The organism is Qipengyuania sp. ABI-127-1 (assembly GCA_022953095.1).
In the GTDB taxonomy this organism is placed as follows: Bacteria; Pseudomonadota; Alphaproteobacteria; order Sphingomonadales; family Sphingomonadaceae; genus Qipengyuania.
In genome coordinates this window covers 450613-470531 of record JALJCR010000002.1, presented here as the reverse complement: position 1 = coordinate 470531, position 19919 = coordinate 450613, and the positions used below count along the sequence as shown (strand labels likewise).

The following is a 19919-nucleotide window of genomic DNA, read 5'->3' as shown; positions in this document are numbered from 1 at the left end:
TAACATAGATTGCGTGCTATTTCAGGAACTTAGAACCTATAGAGGAATCCATTGTGGTGGAAAGGGTAATAATCCATGTTCATCTGCCACGTTGCCTTGCAAGGCTGCTTGACCTTGCGAGACGTTCCTTACGGACTGACCGCCGACACGGGTGGTCACATCAAGTATCTTCTAGAACTCGCGGAGACCAGTGCGAAGGACCCGGCGGTCGAACGCATCGATCTGGTTACGCGCGGCTTCGTCGATCCAAAACTCGGAGCGCAATACGAACCAGATGTAGGTGAGATGAGCGGCAAGCTTCGACTTGTTCGCCTCGACGACGGAGAAGCGTCCTATCTTCCGAAGGAGGAGCTTCACGAACGACACGACCCTTTGTGCGATGCGTTTCTCGCATACTTGGAGAACCTGGATCGGCTTCCCGACCTGATCCATGCCCATTACGCCGACGCGGGTGTGCTCGCGCGAAGCGCCAAGGAGATGCTTGGAATTCCCTATGTCTTCACGGGTCATTCGTTGGGCGCGGTCAAACGTCAAGCGAACGGTGGTGGCGACAAAGAGCTGGAGCGGCGCATCGCGATCGAGGAGAATGCACTCGCGAAGGCAGACGCCGTCATCGCCAGCTCGAGAGACGAGGCGGAGGCGCAATACGCACATTATCGCTCCATCGAGGCTGGTCGCATTCGCGTGATCCCACCCGGTTGCGAACTCGACCGTTTTGAAGGTGCAGCGCCCTCCACAAAGGTGCAGCAGGATGTCGAGCGTTTCCTGCGGGAACCGTCGAAACCGATCATCCTCGCGATTGCACGTCCAGTTCGGAAGAAGAACCTGCTAGGACTGGTCGAGGCCTACGCCGGCGATCCTGAACTGCAGGAGAGGGCAAATCTGGTGGTCGTGGCTGGCTGCCGCGACAAACTCAGCCGACTCGAACCCGAATGCCGGGAAGTCTGCGAGGAATTGATCCGTGCCGTCGATGCGTACGATCTATATGGGAAGGTTGCCTATCCCAAGTCGCATGACCCCGACGACATTCCCGCCTACTATGCCTTGGCCCGTGAGAGCGGCGGTGTGTTCGTCAATCCGGCTCTGAACGAGCCATTCGGACTGACGTTGCTGGAAGCGGCTGCCGCTCGCCTGCCAGTCGTCGCGACGGACAGTGGTGGTCCGAACGACATCGTCGAGCGCTGCAAGAACGGACTACTCGTTTGCCCTCGAGACCCACAAGCGATCGCGCAAGCCTGTAAGGACGTTATTTCCAATCGACGCATTTGGATTCGCTATGCCTCCGCAGGGGGAGACGCGGTGGCCGCATACGATTGGAAAGCCCACTGCCGAATTTACCATCGGCTCATCGAAGAAATCGCGAAGCCTCGAACATCGTCTGGTTATTTCGAGCGGCTCCTTGTCTGCGACATCGACAACACTCTGCTCGGTGACAGGGACGCTTTGCGAGAATTTCTGGATTGGCAGCGCCAGAACAGTTCGTCGACCGCCTTGGGCATCGCCACCGGTCGCAGCTTCCATAGTGCGCAGTCCATTCTTGCGGCGGAAGCGGTCCCGACGCCGGATGTCATAATCAGCAACGTAGGTGCGCAGGTCCACTGGTATGACAGAGAAAAGCGTCGATTTGTCGAAGATCGGGAATGGGCCAAGCGCGTATCTCGGAATTGGGACCGTGAAACTGTCGAACAGGTGGCCGCTTCGTTGGGACTGCGCACCCAGGCGGCACTCGAACAGCGGATTGGTAAGGCGAGCTACTTCTTGGACGGTCATGATCCCGAAAAGATCGCGAACGCGTTCAGGGATGCCGAGGTCGCCGTGGAAGTGGTTTCCAGCCACGGTCTCTACTTGGATATCTTGGCTTCCGGAATCGGAAAGCACGCGGCGGTGCTACATGTTGCCGACCGGTTGGGGATGACCCAGGCAAAAGTCGTGGTTGCTGGTGACAGCGGCAACGATCGGGCAATGCTTCGCGCCTGCCCCCGACCGATCATCGTAGGGAACTGGAGTGACGGCCTCGGTGACGATCCGGCTCTTTCCCACGCATACAAGGCGTCCGCTACTCATGCTGCCGGTATTCTTGAAGGCGTTCAGCATTACCGCGACGCGGGGGGGTGGTGATGGACTATCGCCCAGTGTCCGTCCTTACGCTGGTCAGAGGGCGACAGGAGCATCTCACGCATCTTATTGCGGGCCTCCGTTCGCAGAGCAGAAGACCGGACGAGCTCGTCATCGCCTACATGCAGGACGACCCCCCGCAAGTTCCGGATGGATGCCCCTTCATAATTCGTTGTATTCACGTGGAAGGGGAGCCGATGCCGCTGGCTGCGGCTCGCAACCGCGCCGCGACGGCGGCGCATGGGGACCTGCTGGCATTCCTGGACGTCGATTGCATACCCGACGAACATTTCGTGAAACGAGCCATAGAAGCCATCCACGAAGTTCCGCACGGCGTGTTCCTGCCTGAGGTGCGGTATCTTCCCGGCGCTCGACGCGGGTGGCTGGAGTCGGACGGACGAACGACGGACTATGCAAGCCTGCAATGGGCTGGTCGCCGTCACCCGGCAAAGCGAGACCTCACAAATGTGTCGATCGAGCCAATCGGCGATTTCGGGGAGCTTTGGGGGCTGGCGTTTATTTTAGCGAAGTCGACCTGGACCGCAGCTGGCGGAATGGACGAAGAATACGTTGGGTATGGCGCGGAAGAAACCGATTTCGGACGCCGGCTCGAAGGCTGCGGCGCTGAACTTTTCTGGCTGGGCGGGACCATCTGTTACCACCAGCATCACGTGGTCCACAAACCGCCCTTGCAGCATTTCGAAAGCATCGTCCGCAATGCTCGGCTTTTCCGGCGCCGGTGGGGCGAGTGGTGCATGGACTATTGGCTGGACGATTTCGAGCGACGCGGCTTGGTGGATCGTTCGGGCGGCGAACTACGCGTCCTGCGCCCACCGACGCCTGCCGAAATTAATGCGACCGAGCAAGGTCCGCATGTGCGGTTCAGTTAGCCCAAAGCCGGACCGCTTCCGATTCCAGCCATTCGGCGGCCTTTTGTGCTGCATCGGGATCATGCAATTTGGCTAACTTCGACACGTCGAGGGCATCGGTGTCGGCCAACACGCGCCGCCATTCGGGAATAGACGCCGGCCACGTATTGAGATGAATAGCAGCGCCGACGCGGGCGAGTTCGGCCGCCTTAGCCTGTTGCTCGTCAAAATAACGCCATTCAGGAATGCAGAGGAACGGTTTGCTCGCGCGAGCGATTTCGTGGACCGTGTTGTCACCAGCGGAGGCCACTACGCGATCGGCGGCGCAGAGATATTGGGTCAAGTTGTCCACCCAGCCCAATTCGCGCAAATTGCCGAAATCGGTTTCGTGACCTTCCCTATGGACAGGACCCGCAACCAGCCAGAGTGCGTCCGGCTCCGCTCGCGCGGCAACTGTGAGCGGAGCGTAAGGTGTGCCGGAACCACCGCCTCCGGCAATTACCAGGGTGATTGGCTTGTCGAGCGGTAGGCCCAGCAATTGCCGAGCCTCGTCGCGCGGGACGATTGGGTCCTTCGTCGTACATAATCCGCCGGTGTAGAAGGTGCGGGCACGCGCCCAATCGGGATAGTCCACCTGCTCAATCGCTTTGTCGAAGGGCGCAAGCATTCCGACACCCGCCTCGTATCCAGCCAGATGTCCGGCATCCGATCGATCGCCATGCATCCTGATCGTGATGGCCGGCACGCTCATGATCCGCGAAAGCAAGGCGATCTCGGCGGATACATCGATTACGAAGATTGCCGGGTCGATCTCTAGCAATGTCGCTGCGATGATACCCATATGCTCGCGCATCTCGTCAACGCCGACTGGGACGCAATGCAGGACGGAAGGTGTAGGTTCTCCGTGCAGGACCTTGCTGCGTGAAGGAGCGCCGATCATGTTCGGAAGCTGGGTGATCTCCGCCTCGCGCGACATCCCCTCGAACTGGTCCGGTTTGGCTGTCAGGATATGTAGCGGACGGGACGCCGGAATGTGCTTCGCTATCGCCATGATGCGGTTTGCATGGCCACGTCCTTGGTGATGCGCGAAGAATGCGATCGGCTTATTTGTCATCCTCGGCCCTCCCTATTCTCATCGGCGGAGTCCTGGTCCACGCCGACAGGATCCCTACGGCGCCCGGCGGTCCAATTCTCCGCGACGCGCACCTTTGGATTGGGCGCGCACCATATCTCGCCGCCTTCGTCGAGGGCGGTGACCCAGATCAGGTTGTGCTCGATACCGTAGTCGATCACGGCGAAGGCCAGCCCCGAACCCTTGTCGATCACATGCACGGGGACCGGCGTCGTCAGTTGGGTGAACATACGTCACGCTCCTCATTCTTGTCAGATATCGTCATGCGGCGTCACGTTGGCGATGAGGGTCCTGATCGTCGAGAATAGAAGGGTCACCATTGCCACTAATAAGGCGCTGAGAAGCACGACCATCCAATAGAGGACCGTGTAGAGAGTCGGGAACCAGGTTTGGGGAACCTCGTCGAACTCGCCGATCGGCATTGTCATCACGAGCAGCATGATGACCGACCCGGCCAGCAACCAAGCACTCAACATACTGATGTGGTAGACCCGGCGATACATCGAGCGGTCGAAGTCCGCGTCGACACGCCGGACGAGACCCAGCAGCGTCAGCATCAAGGCCATCGTGGTGGCCGCACTGGCGGCGATCGCGCTACCGAGATAGAGCGCGGGTTGGCTTAGCGCCTCGATCATCTCGCGAGCGTGGAGAGCTGAGTAGATCGCCCCGTTCGCGAGGTGACCTGCCACTCCGACGGCGATCACCCCGATTGCTGCCAGTGGTGCGAGGTATGGCAGCCTCATGCCGGCTCCGACAACTCGGCTTCACTGACCGCGGCGCGGTCCGGACGGATGAGGTAGCGATAGACGCCCCACAGGTTGATCAGCAGCAAGCAGATGTTCTGCCAACCGATGCCCTCGGCGTCCTCGCTCATGAATCCCCATGCCACCAGTGCGCAGGACGATGTGACGAACAGGACGAACGCCCAGCCCGACACGCGGGGGCTGATGTTGGATGCGACGACGAGCGCGGCCACCACGGCGGAGATGGCGCCATACCATTCGAGAACGTCGAGCATCAGACGCGCTCGATCGCGTAGTCGATCGGCTTGAACGATCCACCGTTGGAGGCGTAGGCCGAGCAGGCGGTCAGCCCCACGATCAGATTCATCTCGGCACGAAAGCGGATGAAGTCTCCAGCCGTGCTTTTCGGCGGTTCGACCGTTAGTCGACCGTCCTTGGCGAGAGGCACGTTCATAAAGACGTTGAATGCGGTCGGGATGCCGTCCGGTTCCACACCGTATGGTTCCAATGCTGCCGCGAGGTTGCCGAAACATCCGCGATGGACGGGTTCGTCGGGATAGAAGTGCTCGAATGTCGCTTGCGAACAGGGCGTGAGCAGGAAGTCGTGCAGGCCGACCGTATCCTCGACGATAGAAAGCATTGGATTGGAGCGGTTCGACCACAGCCGCGCACCAGTCGTCAGGCGGATCGTCTCTTCGTAGTCAAAGGTTCGGCCATTCGAGAGAATTTCCCGTGGGTCCCGCCTGGACACCGCGACTAAATCACTGACCTGGCTTCCCTCGGGATCGATGACGGTGAGAAGGTCGCCGACGGACAGCTCTACTGCCACCCCGGTCCGTGGTTGTATTCGATTGGTCATGCAGTCCTCTGATCGTGGAAGGGACATTGCCAATCGGAACCGACGACCCGTCCGCTGTACTGCTTTGCTTCACTGGCCTCGCCATGCCGTGCCAGCATCGGGTTTATGCTCCCATCGAGCGCTTCGTCTCGCTTCAAGATAGCCTCGCGCATGCGCTCGTATCGCTGACTCTCGCGTAGCTGCTCGAACTGGTCATGGAGATTGAACACAAGCGTCGGGTAGGGCGTGCGGCGAGCTGTGCGAGATGCGTTGGGGTGGAGACCCACGACGAAATAGGCTTGCCGCCCGAAGCTCAGCGAGAAGTGGGGATCGGCAGGATCACTGCTGACATTCTCGCAATAGCTCTGACCGCGCCAGCTGTCCTTATCCGCTAGCGATTGAAGCCGCTCCCACATTGCAGCTTCGAATGCCTCTTCGGTGAGATCTACAGGTCCGTCGAAGACGACCGCCAAGCTACGAAGACCGGACGGGTCGGCCTCATACCGATCGCTCCAATCGAGGAGCCGATCATGGATCATCACGTCGTTCCATGCACTCGTAAGTCGCCAACCCGCCAAAACTTCGAGCTTCTCGTTCGCAAGTGCGGATTTTGCACCGACACATGGGAAGCCCCGTTCGGCAATGTGATCGCGCAAAGACGCTTCGAGGCGCCCGTGGTCCACGTCCAGAACATCTCTGTGATCGAATTTTTGACCCGCCATGGTCAGCAAGCGCATTTCTACGCAAATGGTTGCAGGCACCCAACAAAGGTTAGCCCGATTCTTCAGTGCCCTGCGCGCTGTGCTCTTAAAAGGGACTCAACCTATGTTGTGCGAGAACCACTACCTCCCGTGCGAGTGGGTCGTCATGGAACACTCTACCGATCGAACGGAGCTCGCAGGCGAACGCACCGACCTTGCAGAGGATCGCACCGTCTTGGCGAACGAACGCACGTTCGCCGGATGGATGCGAACCGGACTCGCCGCAGTCGGCATCGGACTCGGTTTCAACGCGCTGTTCGGGAAGATGGAGCCGACGTGGCTGCCCAAGGCGATCGCGAGCTGCTTCATCGTATCAGGTATGGTCATCTTCTATCTGGCCGAACGCAACTCCTGCAGCGTCCTGGAGCGACTTGATGCCCATTCGGTGCAGCCGCTTCGCCGGATGAACCTGCGATTGGTGGCTAGCCTGATGGGGATCGGATCTGCGGTTCTCATGGGCGGAATGTGGTTTTTGCTGTAGTGCTCACAGGTCGGGAAGGTTTTGCGAAGCGAAACCCCAACCTTTGAGCTGCTTCGCAGCAGCCCTCTCAATCAATCGCTCGACGCTCCCGATGTCGTAGGGCTTCGCGTGCTTCATTGCGGCGAGCCCGCTCCACGCGATCGGAATAGCGACGGGAGCGCCGCTGCGAGCTCGGACCGAATAGGGAAGAACGGCGGTGCTCCCCCGGTGGTTGCGCAGCCAGTCGATAAAGATCTTGCCCATCCGCTTAGCCTTGCTCATCGTAGCGGCGAAGCGATCGGGCTCGGCCATGCCAAGTCGCGAACGGCCTATCCAGTTCCGTTTCGGCTAAGCGCTCACTCGGAGGTCGTTCGAACACCCGCCAACAACCGATCGTCCGGTTTACGCTCGCCATGGAGTACGGAGACGTCACCGGTCGTTTCCAGGACCACGGCATGAACCCTCGATAGGTCTAGCGCATTCGCCTCCCGGAGCTTCGCGTAGACATCGCTCGCGGCGACACGGGTTTCCGCCAGCGCCTCGTCGATCATCTCCCCACTCCGCATGAGGAAGATGGGCTCGTTCTGCATCACGTCTTCCACCACATCCGAACTCTTGCGCATGCGCGCAGCGAAATACTGCACCACAAATAAGGCGGCGAGGCCGACGGTGGCTTGCAGGAACCCGGTCCATTCTTCGGATTGTCCTGCACCAGCCAGCAGTGAACCCGTGGCCACCGTCATTACGAAGTCGAACGGCGTCATTTTCGAGAGGGACCGCAATCCGACGATGCGTACCAAGACGACGACCCACGTCATGGCCATAGTGGTCAAGACCGACCCGCGTAGGATCGCGTCGGCTAAGGTGTGGTCGATAAGCATGCGAACACCTAAGGCTTCAATGCCAAGTCCGCCCAATCCAACCGACCTGATAAATGTTGCATGGCGAAACTTCCGCGACCGGACGTGCGTCTTTTAAACAGCGCCTAAGTTCCGGCTCCGATAGTTTTGCAACTTACGCCTCCCGCGGGCGGAACCCACCATGACCCGGTAAGTAGTCCCGATTATGAGCGACGAAAATTTCGAACCCGAGATCAATGAAGAACCGCGCCTGCCTGGCGCTGAATCGGAAATGGACGACAAGCCGCACTGGCGACCGAAGTATGATGGTTCTGACCGGTTGCGAGGCAAGGTCGCTATCGTCACCGGGGCGGATAGCGGCATTGGTCGCGCAGTGGCGGCGCTCTTCGCTCGCGAAGGCGCCGATATCGTCATTGTCTACTATGCCGACGAAGAGACCGAAGACGCCGATAAGACGAAGTCGATCGTCGAAGATGAGGGCCGCAGGGCCGTCTGCATTAAGGGCGATCTCGGGCGACGCGAGTTCGCTGACCAGGTCGTCACCAAAACGATAGCTGAATTCGGCAGGATCGACGTGGTCGTCAATAACGCCGGTGAACAGCACCCAGACGACGAGGTCGAGAACATCACTGAAGAGCAACTTCGGCGGACGTTCCAGACGAACATATTCTCGATGTTCTATCTCGTCCAAGCTGCGCGGCCCCATCTCGAGCGCGGCGCCGCCATCGTGAACTGCACGAGCGTTACGATGTATAAGGGCTCCGACAATCTTCTCGATTATTCCGCTACCAAGGGAGCGATCACGGCCTTCACTCGCTCGCTCTCGGGAAACCTGATCGAAGACGGAATAAGAGTGAACGCGGTCGCGCCCGGTCCGATCTGGACTCCCCTCAATCCGAGTGGCGGACAGCCGCGCGACGAGATGGATGACTTCGGCGAGGATACGCCGATGGGTCGGCCGGGCCAACCCAACGAAGTCGCCCCAAGTTTCCTTTTCCTGGCCTGTGAAGATTCAAGCTACATGAGCGGACAGGTGCTTCACCCCAACGGCGGCATTGTCGTTGGGAGTTAAGGCACGGCCAGGAATTCCGTCCGCTCGCTAGTTACCAAAAAAAGGGACGCATTATGACCAAGGTTCTCAAGACGCTCACCGACACCGTATACGATTCGGTGGAGGGCTATCGGAAAGCATCAGAAAAGGCCGAAAATCCCCAGTTGAAGGCCGCGCTCAACGATCGTTTGCAACAGCGAGAGCAGACGTTGCAGACACTTAACGCCGAACTGCAACGCCATGGGGAAGAGCTGGTGACGAAAGGCACGGTCACGGGCGAACTACACCAGATGTGGATGAGCATTGCCGACTTGTTCGAACGCGGCGACGAAGCCGCCGCCGAGCGTGTCGAAGAGGGCGAGGACTATCTCAAGGGTAAGTTCGAAGCGGCGCTTGACGCCGACGGTCTTGATGCAGGTGAACGGGCGGTCATCCAGCAATGCTACGATGAAGTATGCCAAGGCGAAGCCTTCGGCGACCAAATCGCCCAGCAATACGATTGAGCTTGATCGCCTAGCGATCCGGCGGGGCCGGCAACTTGTCGGCCCTGCCGTTTTCGTAAGATCGACCTACAGCAAATTGGCGGAACCGAACGGGGAGGCGAACGTCAATCAGACATCCGTGATTATCTAAAGTTAATAAGATGCCTCTCTCTGTTTTGATTGTCGAAGACGAATTCCTTATCGCAATGGAAATGGAAGAGGTCTTGCACGACCTTGGTTATCGCTCGGTCGGGATAGCGGACGACATGGAGTCAGCCCTTGAAAAAGCCACGTCGTCGGTTGATCTAGCCTTGGTCGACGTCAATCTCGCTGACGGCGCAACCGGTCCGCGTATTGGCGAACACCTCGCTAAAAATTTGGGGATCGAAGTGATCTTCGTCACGGCCAATCCTACCCAACTCGATGAAGGTGTGGAAGGGGCGATCGGGGCCTTGGAAAAACCAGTCGACCTTGCGGTATTGGGAGAGGTGCTGGACTACGTCATTGCCGTCCGACAGGGCGCTGATGTCCAACCTCCCGCCCACTTGCGGACGTTCGGAAACTAGACGGTATGCAGTCGCGAGCGCTTAACCCGCATTTTTAACGTGAGCCCATCCGGATTCCATTGACGTTCGAAACTGCCGCCCAGTTGCTGCCGGATTGCCATATCGATCAGACGGCTTCCAAAGCCCGGCTCGGCCCCCGCATCTCGATCCAGTTTTACGCCGCTTTCGGTCCAGGAAAACTCAACTTCGCTGTCGGTCTGCTCGACTTCGAGTGCGACCCGGCCGTTTTCGGTAGCCAATGCACCGTATTTCATCGCGTTGGTTGCGAGTTCATGGAATATCAGAGCTATCGGCGTAGCCGCCCGACTATCGATATCCACGTCCGAGCCCGTTATGACGAGGCGACCGTCCGAATATGCAGGGTAGCTTTCGAAGATCGTCGCTAGCAGCGTCAGCAACGTCGCGTCTTTCACGAAAGGCCGGGATTTTTCGGAATGAGGGCGCACGAATTCATGCGCCCGCCCCAATGCGGAGATGCGGCCGAGGAGTTCCTTGGCGGTCTCAGCGAACGCTTCACTGGTTCGAGCAGTCAGACTGACCAGGCCGGAAATGATCGCAAAAATGTTCTTGATGCGATGGCTGAGCTCCTGACTCAGTATCTCGTTCTGGAGAGCCGTTCGCTTCTGTTCCTCGATATCGGTGCAGGTGCCGATCCAGCGCTGTATTTCGCCATCGTCGTTCAGGATCGGAAGCGCTCGACCGATCATCCAGCGATATTCGCCCGACCGATGGCGCAGCCGATATTCGACCTCGTAAGGTTCGCCGGTCGCAAGACTGTGCCGCCACCGTTCCCATGCACCGGGCTGATCGTCCTCATGGAACATACCAGCCCACCCCTCCCCGTCGGTAGAGCCAAAGGGAACGCCAGTGAATTCATACCACCGCGCGTTGTAATAATCGTGGGAGCCGTCGGGAAGCGTGGACCACACCATCTGCGGCATCGTATCGGCAAGCGCGTGAAAAGCCGCGCCCGCTGATTGCAAAGCGTATTCTTCTGCAAGAGGCAGAGCGTCAGACGCGGCAACACTTTCCCGCTCACCCAACTTGAAGTTCGTGATCTCTTGCTCGCCCATATGCGACCCGCCTGCCTCACCCTGTTAAAATCGGCCCGAAAGAGAGTCGAAACGACCTTTTGTTCAACCCATGTTCGTTGCAGAATTCGATGAGATTGTAAATCAATACGCGGCGTTGGCGGTGCCTCATATTTGTTAATTTGCGTCTGCCCGGTTCCAGGCTGCGACGCTTAAATCAACCGCAGCTAATTTCGCACGCGCAAACTGTATCGGAAGCTGAATGCCCACTTGCTGTACCATACCGCCGAAAAACAGACCGACCGCTACCGGCCCACCTCGCGACGGATCGGCATGGAAGACTGGCGGTGCGTTTCTGGTGACACCATTGGTCATTAGCAGACCACCCAGGTCATACCGCGTATTTACAGCTGATCATACTTACCGAACATTCTCCGCCCTCAGTAATTCATTCTATTCGTGTGAATGGGAACCCGTCCGTTGCCTATTAGTAGGAACTGAACGTTGATGGAGAAACAAGATGTCATACATCCGATTAGGATTGGGCTCCCTATTTCTTATGACGGCTACAGTTGCGATAGCCCAGGAAACGGTACCCCGGACTCAAGAGCAGGCGACTGCCGCCTTCATAGAGCGTAAGACTAACGAACAACGCGAAAGGGCTCAAAGATCAGTAGCCCCAAATGAGTTGCGGGAGTTGAATGGAATGGTCCGTGCAATAGATGTGGTCCTGCCGCATCCGTCCGCTATCGACAATCCGGTGCAGTTGGAGGCCATCCGCAATCTCTATCTGGTGGATATCGCACAAGGGTTGGCCAGTTACGGCTTCAAGCCAGGCGATTTGCGATCCAGTGCGGACGGCGGCTCCGCCATTGTCGAGGCTATGGGCAATACGCTCCGGGGAACGGCTTCTGTCGACGACTACCTTATGCTCGCTGATACAGTCTTCGTGGGCACAAAACAGTCCGAGACCAACCAACTTCTCGACGACCAACACCGCACCACGGTCGGTTTCCAGATCACCCGTGAAATCAAGGTCCCGCCTAATTTGAAAGACACGATTGATCTGCGCCGAAGGTCAGGCGCCGGTGCAGGTGGCGAAAACCTTCGCATATCGACGGAAGTCCCGTTGGAAGACGGACAATCATATCTGATCATTGGATCGAGATCCCTTTATCAGTCCGAGTTTTCGGGGAATCGAGGCCAATGCAAGAACTGCATTGTCGAGCTGATCCCCGCGCTCGTCGTTGATGGGGATAGGGCGACCTCGACCGCGCCGCCATCGTTCAACGTTGATCTTTCGTCGCTCTAACTATCGCGCAATTTTCTGCGAAAGGCACAGTAATGAGAATTCAACTCGGTATCGCAGCAGTCTGTTTCGGCCTCGGCACCGCCGTGTCGGCACAGAGTATTCAGCAGCAAGGATATGTGAAACGTATCGTCGACAACCAGGTGCAGTACGTTCGGATTCACGAAGAATTACCGCCCATTTGCGACGGCGATACAATTCGCGCCGCCACGACGGTGAATGAAATCGGTTCGGAGTTTGTGCTTACTGGCGCAGGAGATCACTTCAAATACGGCACCAAGCCCAGCTATACCGACGACCCCGAATTCCTTGATATCGTTCCAGGATCGACGTCGGTCATGTCGACTGAGATTTGGTGGGTAGATAATGGGTCGCGTCCGGTCCCGTACTACGGTGCGCGCGTCGTAGTAAACGCGAACAGATTTTACTATTCGGTTCGGGAAGAGCAGGCAGGCGACTTTGCCTGCGGGACGGTCACCTCGTCCAACATACGGCAACGGATCGACTACGAATCTGCGATGCTGCACGAGTTCGGTCACTTTATGGGGATGTACCACCGCTCCGACGGTACCACTGGCCCTTGCGTCATGTCCCGATACATTACTCAGGGGCAGATCAAGCGTGATTTTTGCGGTGACGAAGAAGGTTTGATGCTCGGCTTTTACGGGACAAGGTAGCTGTCATGTCCGACCTGAAAAGAGTTCTCCTCCTTTCTGGCATGTTGCTGGCGGCTTCGTCGTGCCAGGACGCTTCCGAGCCCGAGCCGACGCAGCACAAGGTGGTTGGACCTGCTGGCGCGGACGTTACCCAGCGGCCCCAGATACCCCCGTCGCGAGGCGATGTGGTGCTGGAAGGTTGCTGCTCATTTGCGCCCGGTGATCATGCTGTCGAGGAGCTTTTTGGAGATTTCCGGGGCTGGAAAGTCAGTGGTGACAGTTTTGAGCTCGTTTTCAGCTACGGGGCGTCGCTCGAACCCGCACCCGATCTGCCGGGTTCGAGCAGAACCTCAATTGATCGGGTGACGGTCAGGTCAACAGCGCTGAAACCCGGGACAGGCGAAATTCCGGTTCTCACGGCCGTTCTCGATGCTTCTAGCTTGGATGGCCTTGAAGTAGTCGATCCGCGCCTCACTGTGTTCGGCCAGTGTGAGAGCGAAAGCGGTTGCGCAGATGCGAGGGTAGTCCTCGACAGTCTGAGGTTTTGAAACTGTACGCAATTAGGCTGAGATTTTGATCTGTGTTGGAGCATGTCAGACGCAGCCCGGCGATGCACGACACGCGAACACGGGCGTGTGTCTGACGAGGCGATTGTTTGAGGTTAGCTCGGAGGTAGAGACCAGTAAAACCGGACGGACCGCTTCCGCCCCCCGACCTCGCCGTGAGCTTCACTTTACCTTGAGGCGGTTTTCGCGCTGCCCCCGGGGGCGACCTGCTCTATCCGGCTGCGCGGACCGGGCCTGTAGTCCCGGCCCATTCGGGTGACGATCAGGAGCAGTTGGATGTTGAGCGGGAGGCTTTGGATGACGCGCTCTGTCCCGCGCTTTCAGCGCTCCTGAGGGCGCGGCGTTTTTGAGCTAACCCGCAGGCACTCTTGCCTCTCTCATTGCCGGACGCCCGCTGGCGCACTGACCGCGCGCGGAGGGCGTCCGGCAGCTTCGCGCAGTGCGAGGGTGCTGTTGCTTGTGCGGATCGCTGTTGCGATCCTTCACGCGGGAACGCCAAGGGCTTCGCCCTCTCGTTCCCGAAACCGCAAATAGACGCCCCCGGGTGGCGGGCTGACGCCCGCTGGCCCGCGCCAGGGCATCGATTTGCGGTTTTCCCTCCCCCTCCCATCCTCGCCGGAAGGCAGGCGGCATGGCTTAAGCCATGCGCGCCAGCTAAGCGAGTTCAAGCTGCCAAGCCTCTCCAACCGCGCAGAATGCATTTTGTGGGGAGGGAATTAGTGGTTGCAAATAGAACAAAGAGAGAACATAAAATCAAGGTTCTCTTTGAGCGGGATTTCGCTAATCAGAGACGAAGGAGAGCCCTTTGACGTCGATTTTGGCACGAAAACTGAACTCGGTCGAACGTGTCGATCAATCGCTTTCGCTTGTTTCGAAGCGAAATGAGTTGGCCCGTGCCCGGACAGTCGCGCGCGCTTGGGCGCAAACCCTTCATGACCAGTGCCGAGCTCGACTTGCTGCCGATTTCTCCCATGTTGCAATGGGTTCATTCGCCGAGCAGGTCGCTCCAAATGTAGATATTACCGACCACCTGGCGGGTAAGAGCCACTCTCTGGACACGACAACCGTACAGCTCGCTCGATCAATCGGGATCGAAGCAGCCTTCCTTCCATTGCTCGAAGGATGCCACTTCCTGACGAGCCTCTACACCGCGCTTCTTCCCTCCAAGCAAAGGAGCGATCTCGGAGCCTTCTACACACCAGCGTCGCTAAACAAGCGGCTCCTCGATCTTGCTGAGGAGGGCGGCATCAATTGGACGACCGCGCGAGTGCTCGATCCGGCAAGTGGCGGCGGAGCTTTCTTGCTCGAAGCTGCTTCGCGGATGCGCAGTGCGCTTGATGGCAGCGAACCGGCGTTTGTCTTGGCGCAGCTTGGGGCGCGCCTATCCGGTATGGAAATTGACCCCCATGCGGCAGCCCTTTCGCAGGTTGCACTTGAGATATTTCTTTCGGATCTGATCGATGCGAGCGGTCGTGCCGCACCAAAGTTCGTAGAAGTGTGCGACACACTCAAAGTTACGCCATCGCCCAAATTCGATTTGGTGGTCGGCAATCCGCCCTATGGCCGCGTGCGCCTCTCGGCGGAGCAGCGAGAGCGCTTCGCGCGGAGCCTCTACGGCCACGCTAATCTCTATGGTCTGTTTACCGATGTTGCTTTGCGTTGGACCAAGCCAGGAGGTGTCATTGCCTACCTTACTCCAACCAGCGTCCTCGGCGGGCAATACTACACAGCTCTGCGCCGATTGCTCGCCAGCGAAGCACCGCCAGAAGCCATTGACTTCGTCCACGCGCGCCGGGGCGTTTTCGAAGATGTGATGCAGGAGACTTTGCTTGCGCTCTATCGCAAGGGCGGTGAGCAGAGACCTTTCCAAGTTCACTATCTGAATGTCGACAATGAGCGTGAAGCTCGATTGACCAAGAATGGGAAGGTCACGCTACCAGATGACTCTTCCACACCATGGCTAGCACCACGACAACCCGAGCATGTTGGCATTATCAAAGCCGCAGCTAGGATGCCCGCTCGTCTATCGGATTGGGGTTATCGTGTTTCGACTGGCCCGCTGGTTTGGAACAGGTTCAAGCCGCAGTTGCGTGAGCGGGCTGTCCGAGGAGCGTTGCCGCTAGTTTGGGCCGAGGCGGTAACGGCAGATGGCCGGTTTATCTTCCGCGCGGAGAAGAAGAATCACGCTCCCTATTTCAAGGTTGAGGTGGGGGATGATTGGCTAGTTGTCGATCAACCCTCGGTCCTCGTTCAGCGAACCACGGCGAAAGAGCAGCCGCGACGTTTGATTGCTGCTGAACTTCCGCAGGAGTTCGTGGAAAAGCACGGCGGCGTGATCGTCGAAAACCACCTGAACATGGTTCGTGCGACTTCAGTCGCCAAAGTCTGCGCCGCTGCGGTGGCTGCAATCCTAAACAGTGATGTGGTCGATCAATTGTTTCGCTGCATCAGTGGGAGTGTGGCAGTCTCCGCATTCGAGCTGGAAGCCATCCCGTTGCCTCCCGCATCAGAAATGAAAAAGATCGAGAAGCTGGTTTCTAGCGGAGCATCTCGCGCCAAGCTGGAAAAAGCACTGCGACAGATTTATGGCCTCTAATCATGAGCCTACCGCCACTTACCACTTGGAGTGAAATTCACCGCCGACTTCCGCTGATATTCCCTGAGGGTTCGCCAAACCGTGAGCACTCGATTTGGGAGATCGCGGCAAAGACCATATTTGTCATGCAGTACGTTGGCGCCGTCGAAGGCAGAGAGCGGTGGATACGCCCTGACCAGGTCACAAGAATGACCGACACTCAGGCCGCACAAACAACCGACACCGTGAGAGAGCAATGGGCCAAGGACTCCATGAAGCCCAGCAAGGCCGACATTCCCGGTCGTTGGTATGCTGTTAACACCCGTGAATCCATTCGTGATGACACTATCCGATATGCTCTGATCGAGAACGGCGCCGTACTAGACAAACCGAGGGTGGCCGTAACTTCTCCAGCCGGGCGATACGCTCTTCAATCAGAATTTGCTGACTTGCTTGATCCGGCGCTGTCTGAGGCAGTGCTCAAAGCCAAAATCGATGCTTGGCAGAAGAGGTATCTCAACGCGGGCGCATTAGCGCGGATTGCCATCGTTCGACGTGGAGCTGCGGCAGGAGGCGATCACCAGCTGGTCACTTTCCCGAATGGTGAAACGCGACGAATGTCTACTGGACCAAGTTCCGATATTTCGAAAGCCGTCATCGAGGTTTTTGCTCCAACATTCCTCGATAAGCCGGGTGTCATCACGCTCAGCGAAAGCGGCAATAAGGTCGTTGCGCGGGATGACGAATTGGCGAAAGCAATCGGGCTGACCATCCCCGCGGAAAAGAACTTGCCAGACATTGTTTTGGTCGATCTCGGCCCAATTCACCCCTTACTGGTTTTCGTCGAAGTGGTTCACACTGACGGTCCGGTAAATGAGGCGCGCAAGACTGCACTGCTCAAGCTAGCTGACAAGGCAGGATTTGCACCTGTGAATGTCGCTTTCGTCACGGCATTCCTCGATCGCGGATCGGCAACCTTTCGGAAGACAGTCGGCACCTTGGCGTGGGGAAGCTACGCATGGTTTGCCTCGGAACCAGAGCGGCTGATTCAATTCAGCGAGAAGGTCAAACGCATTAAGGGTACTTCGCATTGAAACCGACTTTTCCCGGACTGCGAATTTTGCCGTGCCTGTTCGTGGAATTTGCGAGCGGAAAGGATTACTTCGACTGAATTTTGGCGAATTCTTCTGGACGAATGGGGACGATTTTTGGCGTCAAATCAATCCCGACAAACGGTCCTGGGGCAAGGCTCGGGGACAAATTTCTTCAGCCCCCAAACTTCAAAAATATAACAATAACTGAACTTGAAGTTCGGGTCCTCTTCTGACGCCCGCTGGCCCGTGCCACGGCATCAATTTGCAGTTTGCCCTCTCATCCTCGCCGGAAGGCAGGCGGCATGGCAGAGCCATGCGCGCCGGCGGTGCTGGTGGTCTGTTTGTGGAGGGCGTTGCGCTAGTCGTGCGCGTTGAGAGCTTCGCTGACTGTGACTGTACCGGAGCAATAGGCTCCCCATGCATCCATGAGCTTCACGCGCATACCGGGATCCTCCTTGGTGCCAAGATAGGTTGTGCGGCGATACGCCGCCTGCACCGCGTCGGGCGTCTTGTGAGCGAGCGCGGCCTCGACCACCGCGTTTGGGAAGCCCGCGTTTGCCGCCCAGTCCGTGAACGCCGAGCGGAAGCCGTGGACGTGGTAAGGCTCCTGCATGTCGCGCAGCACCTTGAGCAGCGTCATGTCGGACATCGCTTTGCCCGTTGCACCGGAGAAGACCACTTCAGCACCTTCGACCCGAAACGCATCAGCCTTTGCGAGGACACCCAGTGCAGCCTCAGAGAGCGGGACTACATGTGCCTTGCTTCGCTTCATATGTTCGGCGGGGATGGTCCAGAGGCGCTCCTCAAGATCGAATTCGTCCCAGGTCGCGAGTCGGACCTCCTGCGAGCGCGTGCCGGTCAGGATGAGGAGGTCCAGCGCGAAACGTCCGAAGGATGGCTTGCGCCGTAGGGCGGTCAGAAACGCTGGAATGGCGACATACGGCATCGCTTTGCGGTTCTGCGGTTTCTTGATCTGTCGTGGCAGGCCCCTACCCGCTTTCAGGCTGCTATTGCCCGACGGTGCTTCGGTAGATCGCCATCCCTTCGCGTGCGCATAGTCGAGCACGGCACAAATCCGGTTGCGTACCTGGCGGGCGGTTTCAGGGATTTCCTGCCAGATCGGGGTGAGGACTTCAATGATGTCGGCTGCGGTGATGCTGCCGGTTGGCATGTCACCGAGTTTGGGAAAAGCGTAGTTCTCCAGACTGGCCAGCCACTGACGGGTGTAGACAGCGCTCTTCCAGCCCGCCTCGTTGTCGGAATGGTACTGGGTGGCCGCTTCGCGGAAAGTCACCTTGGCGGCAGCCTCGTCCTTGCGCTCTATGAGAACGTCGCGCTTTTCGACCTTCACGGCTTTGCGCAGTTCGTTGGCTTTTTGGCGTGCCTCAGCCAGCGTGACCAGTTTGGCGCTCCCGATCCCTATGTCCCGTCGCTTGCCGTCTTGTTGGAGTCGAATCACCCATGACGCTGACCCGGTTCTCCCAACCTTGAGAAAAAGTCCTTCGCCATCCTGATAAGTGCCGGGATTCGCCAAAGCGGCCTTTACCGCCACTGCCGTGAGTTTGCCCATTTCCTTCCCCACATTTCCGCAGGCCGTTCCGGAAAATACAAGTGTGGGGAAGCACCTGCCCTTCCCCACACCTTCCCCACACTAGACCTCGGATGCGGGTGGATCGCGATGGTCATGTAGGGACGGAGCAGGCGCAATATACCGCAGAATTCCAAGGGTTTCTATGGATTTCTGGGGATGCAGATATATGCTAAAAGAAAGGGTGGTGGTGGACAGGGCTGGATTCGAACCAGCGTACGCTTGCGCGGGCAGATTTACAGTCTGCTGCCTTTAACCACTCGGCCACCTGTCCACACGGGCCATTTCGCTTAGGAAATCGAGGGATCGCGTTGACGATCCCGTGCCGAGAGGCGCCCCTTTGGCGAAGCGAGCCTTGCCTGTCAATGCCCTCGCTGGCACAGGCGCAACCAAAGTTGCAGACAGGACGAATTCGATGGCAAAGGGTGAGCGCAAGCGCGCACTGAGAGGACGGGCAGGCCGGATGAAGGGCGGTCGCGGGAGCGGGCGCGCGAGCACGGGACAGGTCCGATTATGGGGGCGACACGCGGTCGAGGCCGCTCTCAAAAATCCCGACCGGGTGCATCGCAAGCTATGGGCTACCCGCGAAGCGATCGAGACACTCGACGGAGAATTGCCCGACGATTTCCCGCTCGAATATGCCGATGTGACGGATCTTGCACGCCTGGTAGCGAAGGATGCCCCGCATCAAGGGCTGGTGCTCGAATGCGCGCCTCTGGAAGACATGCATCTCGACGAAGTTCTCGATGGCGACGCCTCCAGGCCCATCGTCGTGCTGGACCAAGTCACCGATCCGCACAATGTCGGGGCGATCATGCGCTCCGCCGCGGCCTTCGGCGCCGCAGCGCTGGTGACGCAGGATCGCCACGCCCCGCCCGAAGGAGGCGTCATCGGCAAGGCCGCTTCGGGTGCGCTCGAAATCCTGCCCTGGGTGCGTGTCGTAAACCTTGCCCGTGCGCTCGAACAGATGGCCGAGGCCGGATATTGGCGGATAGGCCTCACCGGATCGGCCGAGGCTACGCTGGCCGAAGCCCTGCCCGCAGGCCCCGTCGCGCTCGTACTGGGCGCCGAAGGAGAGGGCATGCGCCAGAATATCGAATCGCACTGCGATGCGCTGGCCAGACTGCCAATCGGGGACCGGATAGAAAGCCTGAACGTTTCCAATGCCAGCGCGATCGCGCTCTATGCCGTGGCCACGCGGGACTAATCTATTGGGGAAGGAA

21 protein-coding genes, 1 tRNA gene and 1 pseudogene are annotated in these 19919 nt (G+C 58.4%); 12 read left to right on the top strand and 11 right to left on the bottom strand.

Features of this window, described 5'->3' with window-relative positions:
* Positions 1–75: 75 nt before the first annotated feature.
* Complete coding sequence (locus MUY37_RS11780) at positions 76–2118, top strand: HAD-IIB family hydrolase (RefSeq protein WP_499195538.1); 2043 nt, start codon at positions 76–78, stop codon at positions 2116–2118.
* Positions 2118–3005 (top strand): glycosyltransferase, encoded by an 888-nt coding sequence (locus MUY37_RS11775; RefSeq protein WP_499195724.1) that lies wholly within the window; start codon positions 2118–2120, stop codon positions 3003–3005. Before MUY37_RS11780 ends, MUY37_RS11775 begins: the two co-directional genes overlap by 1 nt.
* On the opposite strand, the gene MUY37_RS11770 is transcribed toward MUY37_RS11775, so the two are convergent.
* Genes MUY37_RS11770 through gntA form a run of 6 tightly spaced genes read right to left on the bottom strand, consistent with a single transcriptional unit; the run spans position 2998 to position 6419 of the window.
* The gene (locus MUY37_RS11770) at positions 2998–4098 is read right to left on the bottom strand and encodes a glycosyltransferase (protein WP_499195537.1); all 1101 of its coding nucleotides are present in this window, start codon (positions 4096–4098) and stop codon (positions 2998–3000) included. The two genes, MUY37_RS11775 and MUY37_RS11770, sit on opposite strands and share 8 nt — an antisense overlap.
* Positions 4095–4346 carry a hypothetical protein gene (locus MUY37_RS11765; protein WP_291170464.1) on the bottom strand — a complete coding sequence of 84 codons (252 nt, stop codon included), beginning with the start codon at positions 4344–4346 and terminating at the stop codon, positions 4095–4097. The genes MUY37_RS11770 and MUY37_RS11765 overlap by 4 nt, the downstream gene beginning before the upstream one ends.
* Positions 4347–4367: 21 nt before the next feature.
* Entirely contained in the window at positions 4368–4859 is a 492-nt protein-coding gene (locus MUY37_RS11760; protein ID WP_291170466.1) for a hypothetical protein, read from the bottom strand.
* Positions 4856–5134, bottom strand: a complete 279-nt coding sequence (locus MUY37_RS11755; protein WP_291170468.1) for a hypothetical protein — start codon at positions 5132–5134, stop codon at positions 4856–4858. The genes MUY37_RS11760 and MUY37_RS11755 overlap by 4 nt, the downstream gene beginning before the upstream one ends.
* Complete coding sequence (locus MUY37_RS11750; protein ID WP_291170470.1) at positions 5134–5718, bottom strand: DUF1989 domain-containing protein; 585 nt, start codon at positions 5716–5718, stop codon at positions 5134–5136. Before MUY37_RS11750 ends, MUY37_RS11755 begins: the two co-directional genes overlap by 1 nt.
* The gene (gene gntA / locus MUY37_RS11745) at positions 5715–6419 is read right to left on the bottom strand and encodes a guanitoxin biosynthesis heme-dependent pre-guanitoxin N-hydroxylase GntA (protein WP_291170625.1); all 705 of its coding nucleotides are present in this window, start codon (positions 6417–6419) and stop codon (positions 5715–5717) included. The genes MUY37_RS11750 and gntA overlap by 4 nt, the downstream gene beginning before the upstream one ends.
* Between gntA and MUY37_RS11740 the strand changes: the two genes are divergently transcribed.
* Positions 6418–6939, top strand: a complete 522-nt coding sequence (locus MUY37_RS11740; protein WP_291170472.1) for a YidH family protein — start codon at positions 6418–6420, stop codon at positions 6937–6939. The genes gntA and MUY37_RS11740 overlap by 2 nt on opposite strands.
* 3 nt (positions 6940–6942) lie before the next feature.
* On the opposite strand, the pseudogene ligD reads toward MUY37_RS11740, so the two are convergent.
* Both ligD and MUY37_RS11730 read right to left on the bottom strand, forming a co-directional pair.
* Positions 6943–7236, bottom strand: a pseudogene (gene ligD / locus MUY37_RS11735) (non-homologous end-joining DNA ligase LigD); the annotation flags it as partial.
* A 38-nt stretch (positions 7237–7274) separates the two neighbouring features.
* A complete protein-coding gene (locus tag MUY37_RS11730) occupies positions 7275–7799 on the bottom strand; it encodes a DUF421 domain-containing protein (protein ID WP_291170474.1) in 525 nt (174 codons plus the stop codon).
* A 184-nt stretch (positions 7800–7983) separates the two neighbouring features.
* Here MUY37_RS11730 and MUY37_RS11725 point away from each other — a divergent pair, with 184 nt between their 5' ends.
* The 3 genes from MUY37_RS11725 (at position 7984) to MUY37_RS11715 (ending at position 9877) form a co-directional block, all read left to right on the top strand.
* Positions 7984–8850 carry an SDR family oxidoreductase gene (locus MUY37_RS11725; RefSeq protein ID WP_291170476.1) on the top strand — a complete coding sequence of 289 codons (867 nt, stop codon included), beginning with the start codon at positions 7984–7986 and terminating at the stop codon, positions 8848–8850.
* A 53-nt stretch (positions 8851–8903) separates the two neighbouring features.
* Entirely contained in the window at positions 8904–9332 is a 429-nt protein-coding gene (locus MUY37_RS11720; protein WP_291170477.1) for a ferritin-like domain-containing protein, read from the top strand.
* Positions 9333–9472: 140 nt separating this feature from the next.
* Positions 9473–9877: a response regulator gene (locus MUY37_RS11715; RefSeq protein WP_499195536.1), complete on the top strand. Its 405-nt coding sequence runs from the start codon at positions 9473–9475 to the stop codon at positions 9875–9877.
* On the opposite strand, the gene MUY37_RS11710 is transcribed toward MUY37_RS11715, so the two are convergent.
* Positions 9874–10950: a sensor histidine kinase gene (locus MUY37_RS11710; protein WP_499195535.1), complete on the bottom strand. Its 1077-nt coding sequence runs from the start codon at positions 10948–10950 to the stop codon at positions 9874–9876. The two genes, MUY37_RS11715 and MUY37_RS11710, sit on opposite strands and share 4 nt — an antisense overlap.
* Positions 10951–11614: 664 nt before the next feature.
* Between MUY37_RS11710 and MUY37_RS11705 the strand changes: the two genes are divergently transcribed.
* The 5 genes from MUY37_RS11705 to MUY37_RS11685 all read left to right on the top strand — a co-directional run bounded on the left by MUY37_RS11705 (position 11615) and on the right by MUY37_RS11685 (position 17108).
* The gene (locus MUY37_RS11705) at positions 11615–12220 is read left to right on the top strand and encodes a hypothetical protein (RefSeq protein ID WP_499195534.1); all 606 of its coding nucleotides are present in this window, start codon (positions 11615–11617) and stop codon (positions 12218–12220) included.
* Between the two features lie 32 nt (positions 12221–12252).
* Entirely contained in the window at positions 12253–12894 is a 642-nt protein-coding gene (locus MUY37_RS11700; protein ID WP_499195533.1) for a hypothetical protein, read from the top strand.
* Between the two features lie 5 nt (positions 12895–12899).
* Positions 12900–13421, top strand: a complete 522-nt coding sequence (locus MUY37_RS11695) for a hypothetical protein (RefSeq protein WP_499195532.1) — start codon at positions 12900–12902, stop codon at positions 13419–13421.
* 823 nt (positions 13422–14244) lie between these two features.
* On the top strand, positions 14245–16035 hold the full coding sequence (locus tag MUY37_RS11690) for an HsdM family class I SAM-dependent methyltransferase (protein WP_499195531.1): 1791 nt from the start codon (positions 14245–14247) through the stop codon (positions 16033–16035).
* Between the two features lie 2 nt (positions 16036–16037).
* On the top strand, positions 16038–17108 hold the full coding sequence (locus tag MUY37_RS11685; RefSeq protein WP_499195530.1) for a BsuBI/PstI family type II restriction endonuclease: 1071 nt from the start codon (positions 16038–16040) through the stop codon (positions 17106–17108).
* Between the two features lie 358 nt (positions 17109–17466).
* Here MUY37_RS11685 and MUY37_RS11680 read toward each other — a convergent pair whose 3' ends face one another.
* Complete coding sequence (locus MUY37_RS11680) at positions 17467–18678, bottom strand: tyrosine-type recombinase/integrase (RefSeq protein ID WP_499195529.1); 1212 nt, start codon at positions 18676–18678, stop codon at positions 17467–17469.
* A 206-nt stretch (positions 18679–18884) separates the two neighbouring features.
* A tRNA-Tyr gene (locus MUY37_RS11675) sits at positions 18885–18970 on the bottom strand.
* Positions 18971–19111: 141 nt separating this feature from the next.
* Between MUY37_RS11675 and rlmB the strand changes: the two genes are divergently transcribed.
* A complete protein-coding gene (rlmB, locus tag MUY37_RS11670) occupies positions 19112–19903 on the top strand; it encodes a 23S rRNA (guanosine(2251)-2'-O)-methyltransferase RlmB (RefSeq protein WP_499195528.1) in 792 nt (263 codons plus the stop codon).
* The last annotated feature ends 16 nt before the right edge of the window (positions 19904–19919 follow it).

Excerpts from the sequence above, each read along its gene's own strand:
- MUY37_RS11780 (WP_499195538.1), top strand. The coding sequence starts at position 76 with ATGTTCATCTGCCACGTTGCCTTGCAAGGCTGCTTGACCTTGCGAGAC.
- MUY37_RS11775 (WP_499195724.1), top strand. The coding sequence starts at position 2,118 with ATGGACTATCGCCCAGTGTCCGTCCTTACGCTGGTCAGAGGGCGACAG.
- MUY37_RS11770 (WP_499195537.1), bottom strand. The coding sequence starts at position 4,098 with ATGACAAATAAGCCGATCGCATTCTTCGCGCATCACCAAGGACGTGGC.
- MUY37_RS11765 (WP_291170464.1), bottom strand. The coding sequence starts at position 4,346 with ATGTTCACCCAACTGACGACGCCGGTCCCCGTGCATGTGATCGACAAG.
- MUY37_RS11760 (WP_291170466.1), bottom strand. The coding sequence starts at position 4,859 with ATGAGGCTGCCATACCTCGCACCACTGGCAGCAATCGGGGTGATCGCC.
- MUY37_RS11755 (WP_291170468.1), bottom strand. The coding sequence starts at position 5,134 with ATGCTCGACGTTCTCGAATGGTATGGCGCCATCTCCGCCGTGGTGGCC.
- MUY37_RS11750 (WP_291170470.1), bottom strand. The coding sequence starts at position 5,718 with ATGACCAATCGAATACAACCACGGACCGGGGTGGCAGTAGAGCTGTCC.
- MUY37_RS11740 (WP_291170472.1), top strand. The coding sequence starts at position 6,418 with ATGGTCAGCAAGCGCATTTCTACGCAAATGGTTGCAGGCACCCAACAA.
- gntA (WP_291170625.1), bottom strand. The coding sequence starts at position 6,419 with ATGGCGGGTCAAAAATTCGATCACAGAGATGTTCTGGACGTGGACCAC.
- MUY37_RS11730 (WP_291170474.1), bottom strand. The coding sequence starts at position 7,799 with ATGCTTATCGACCACACCTTAGCCGACGCGATCCTACGCGGGTCGGTC.
- MUY37_RS11725 (WP_291170476.1), top strand. The coding sequence starts at position 7,984 with ATGAGCGACGAAAATTTCGAACCCGAGATCAATGAAGAACCGCGCCTG.
- MUY37_RS11720 (WP_291170477.1), top strand. The coding sequence starts at position 8,904 with ATGACCAAGGTTCTCAAGACGCTCACCGACACCGTATACGATTCGGTG.
- MUY37_RS11715 (WP_499195536.1), top strand. The coding sequence starts at position 9,473 with ATGCCTCTCTCTGTTTTGATTGTCGAAGACGAATTCCTTATCGCAATG.
- MUY37_RS11710 (WP_499195535.1), bottom strand. The coding sequence starts at position 10,950 with ATGGGCGAGCAAGAGATCACGAACTTCAAGTTGGGTGAGCGGGAAAGT.
- MUY37_RS11705 (WP_499195534.1), top strand. The coding sequence starts at position 11,615 with ATGGTCCGTGCAATAGATGTGGTCCTGCCGCATCCGTCCGCTATCGAC.
- MUY37_RS11700 (WP_499195533.1), top strand. The coding sequence starts at position 12,253 with ATGAGAATTCAACTCGGTATCGCAGCAGTCTGTTTCGGCCTCGGCACC.
- MUY37_RS11695 (WP_499195532.1), top strand. The coding sequence starts at position 12,900 with ATGTCCGACCTGAAAAGAGTTCTCCTCCTTTCTGGCATGTTGCTGGCG.
- MUY37_RS11685 (WP_499195530.1), top strand. The coding sequence starts at position 16,038 with ATGAGCCTACCGCCACTTACCACTTGGAGTGAAATTCACCGCCGACTT.
- MUY37_RS11680 (WP_499195529.1), bottom strand. The coding sequence starts at position 18,678 with ATGGGCAAACTCACGGCAGTGGCGGTAAAGGCCGCTTTGGCGAATCCC.
- rlmB (WP_499195528.1), top strand. The coding sequence starts at position 19,112 with ATGGCAAAGGGTGAGCGCAAGCGCGCACTGAGAGGACGGGCAGGCCGG.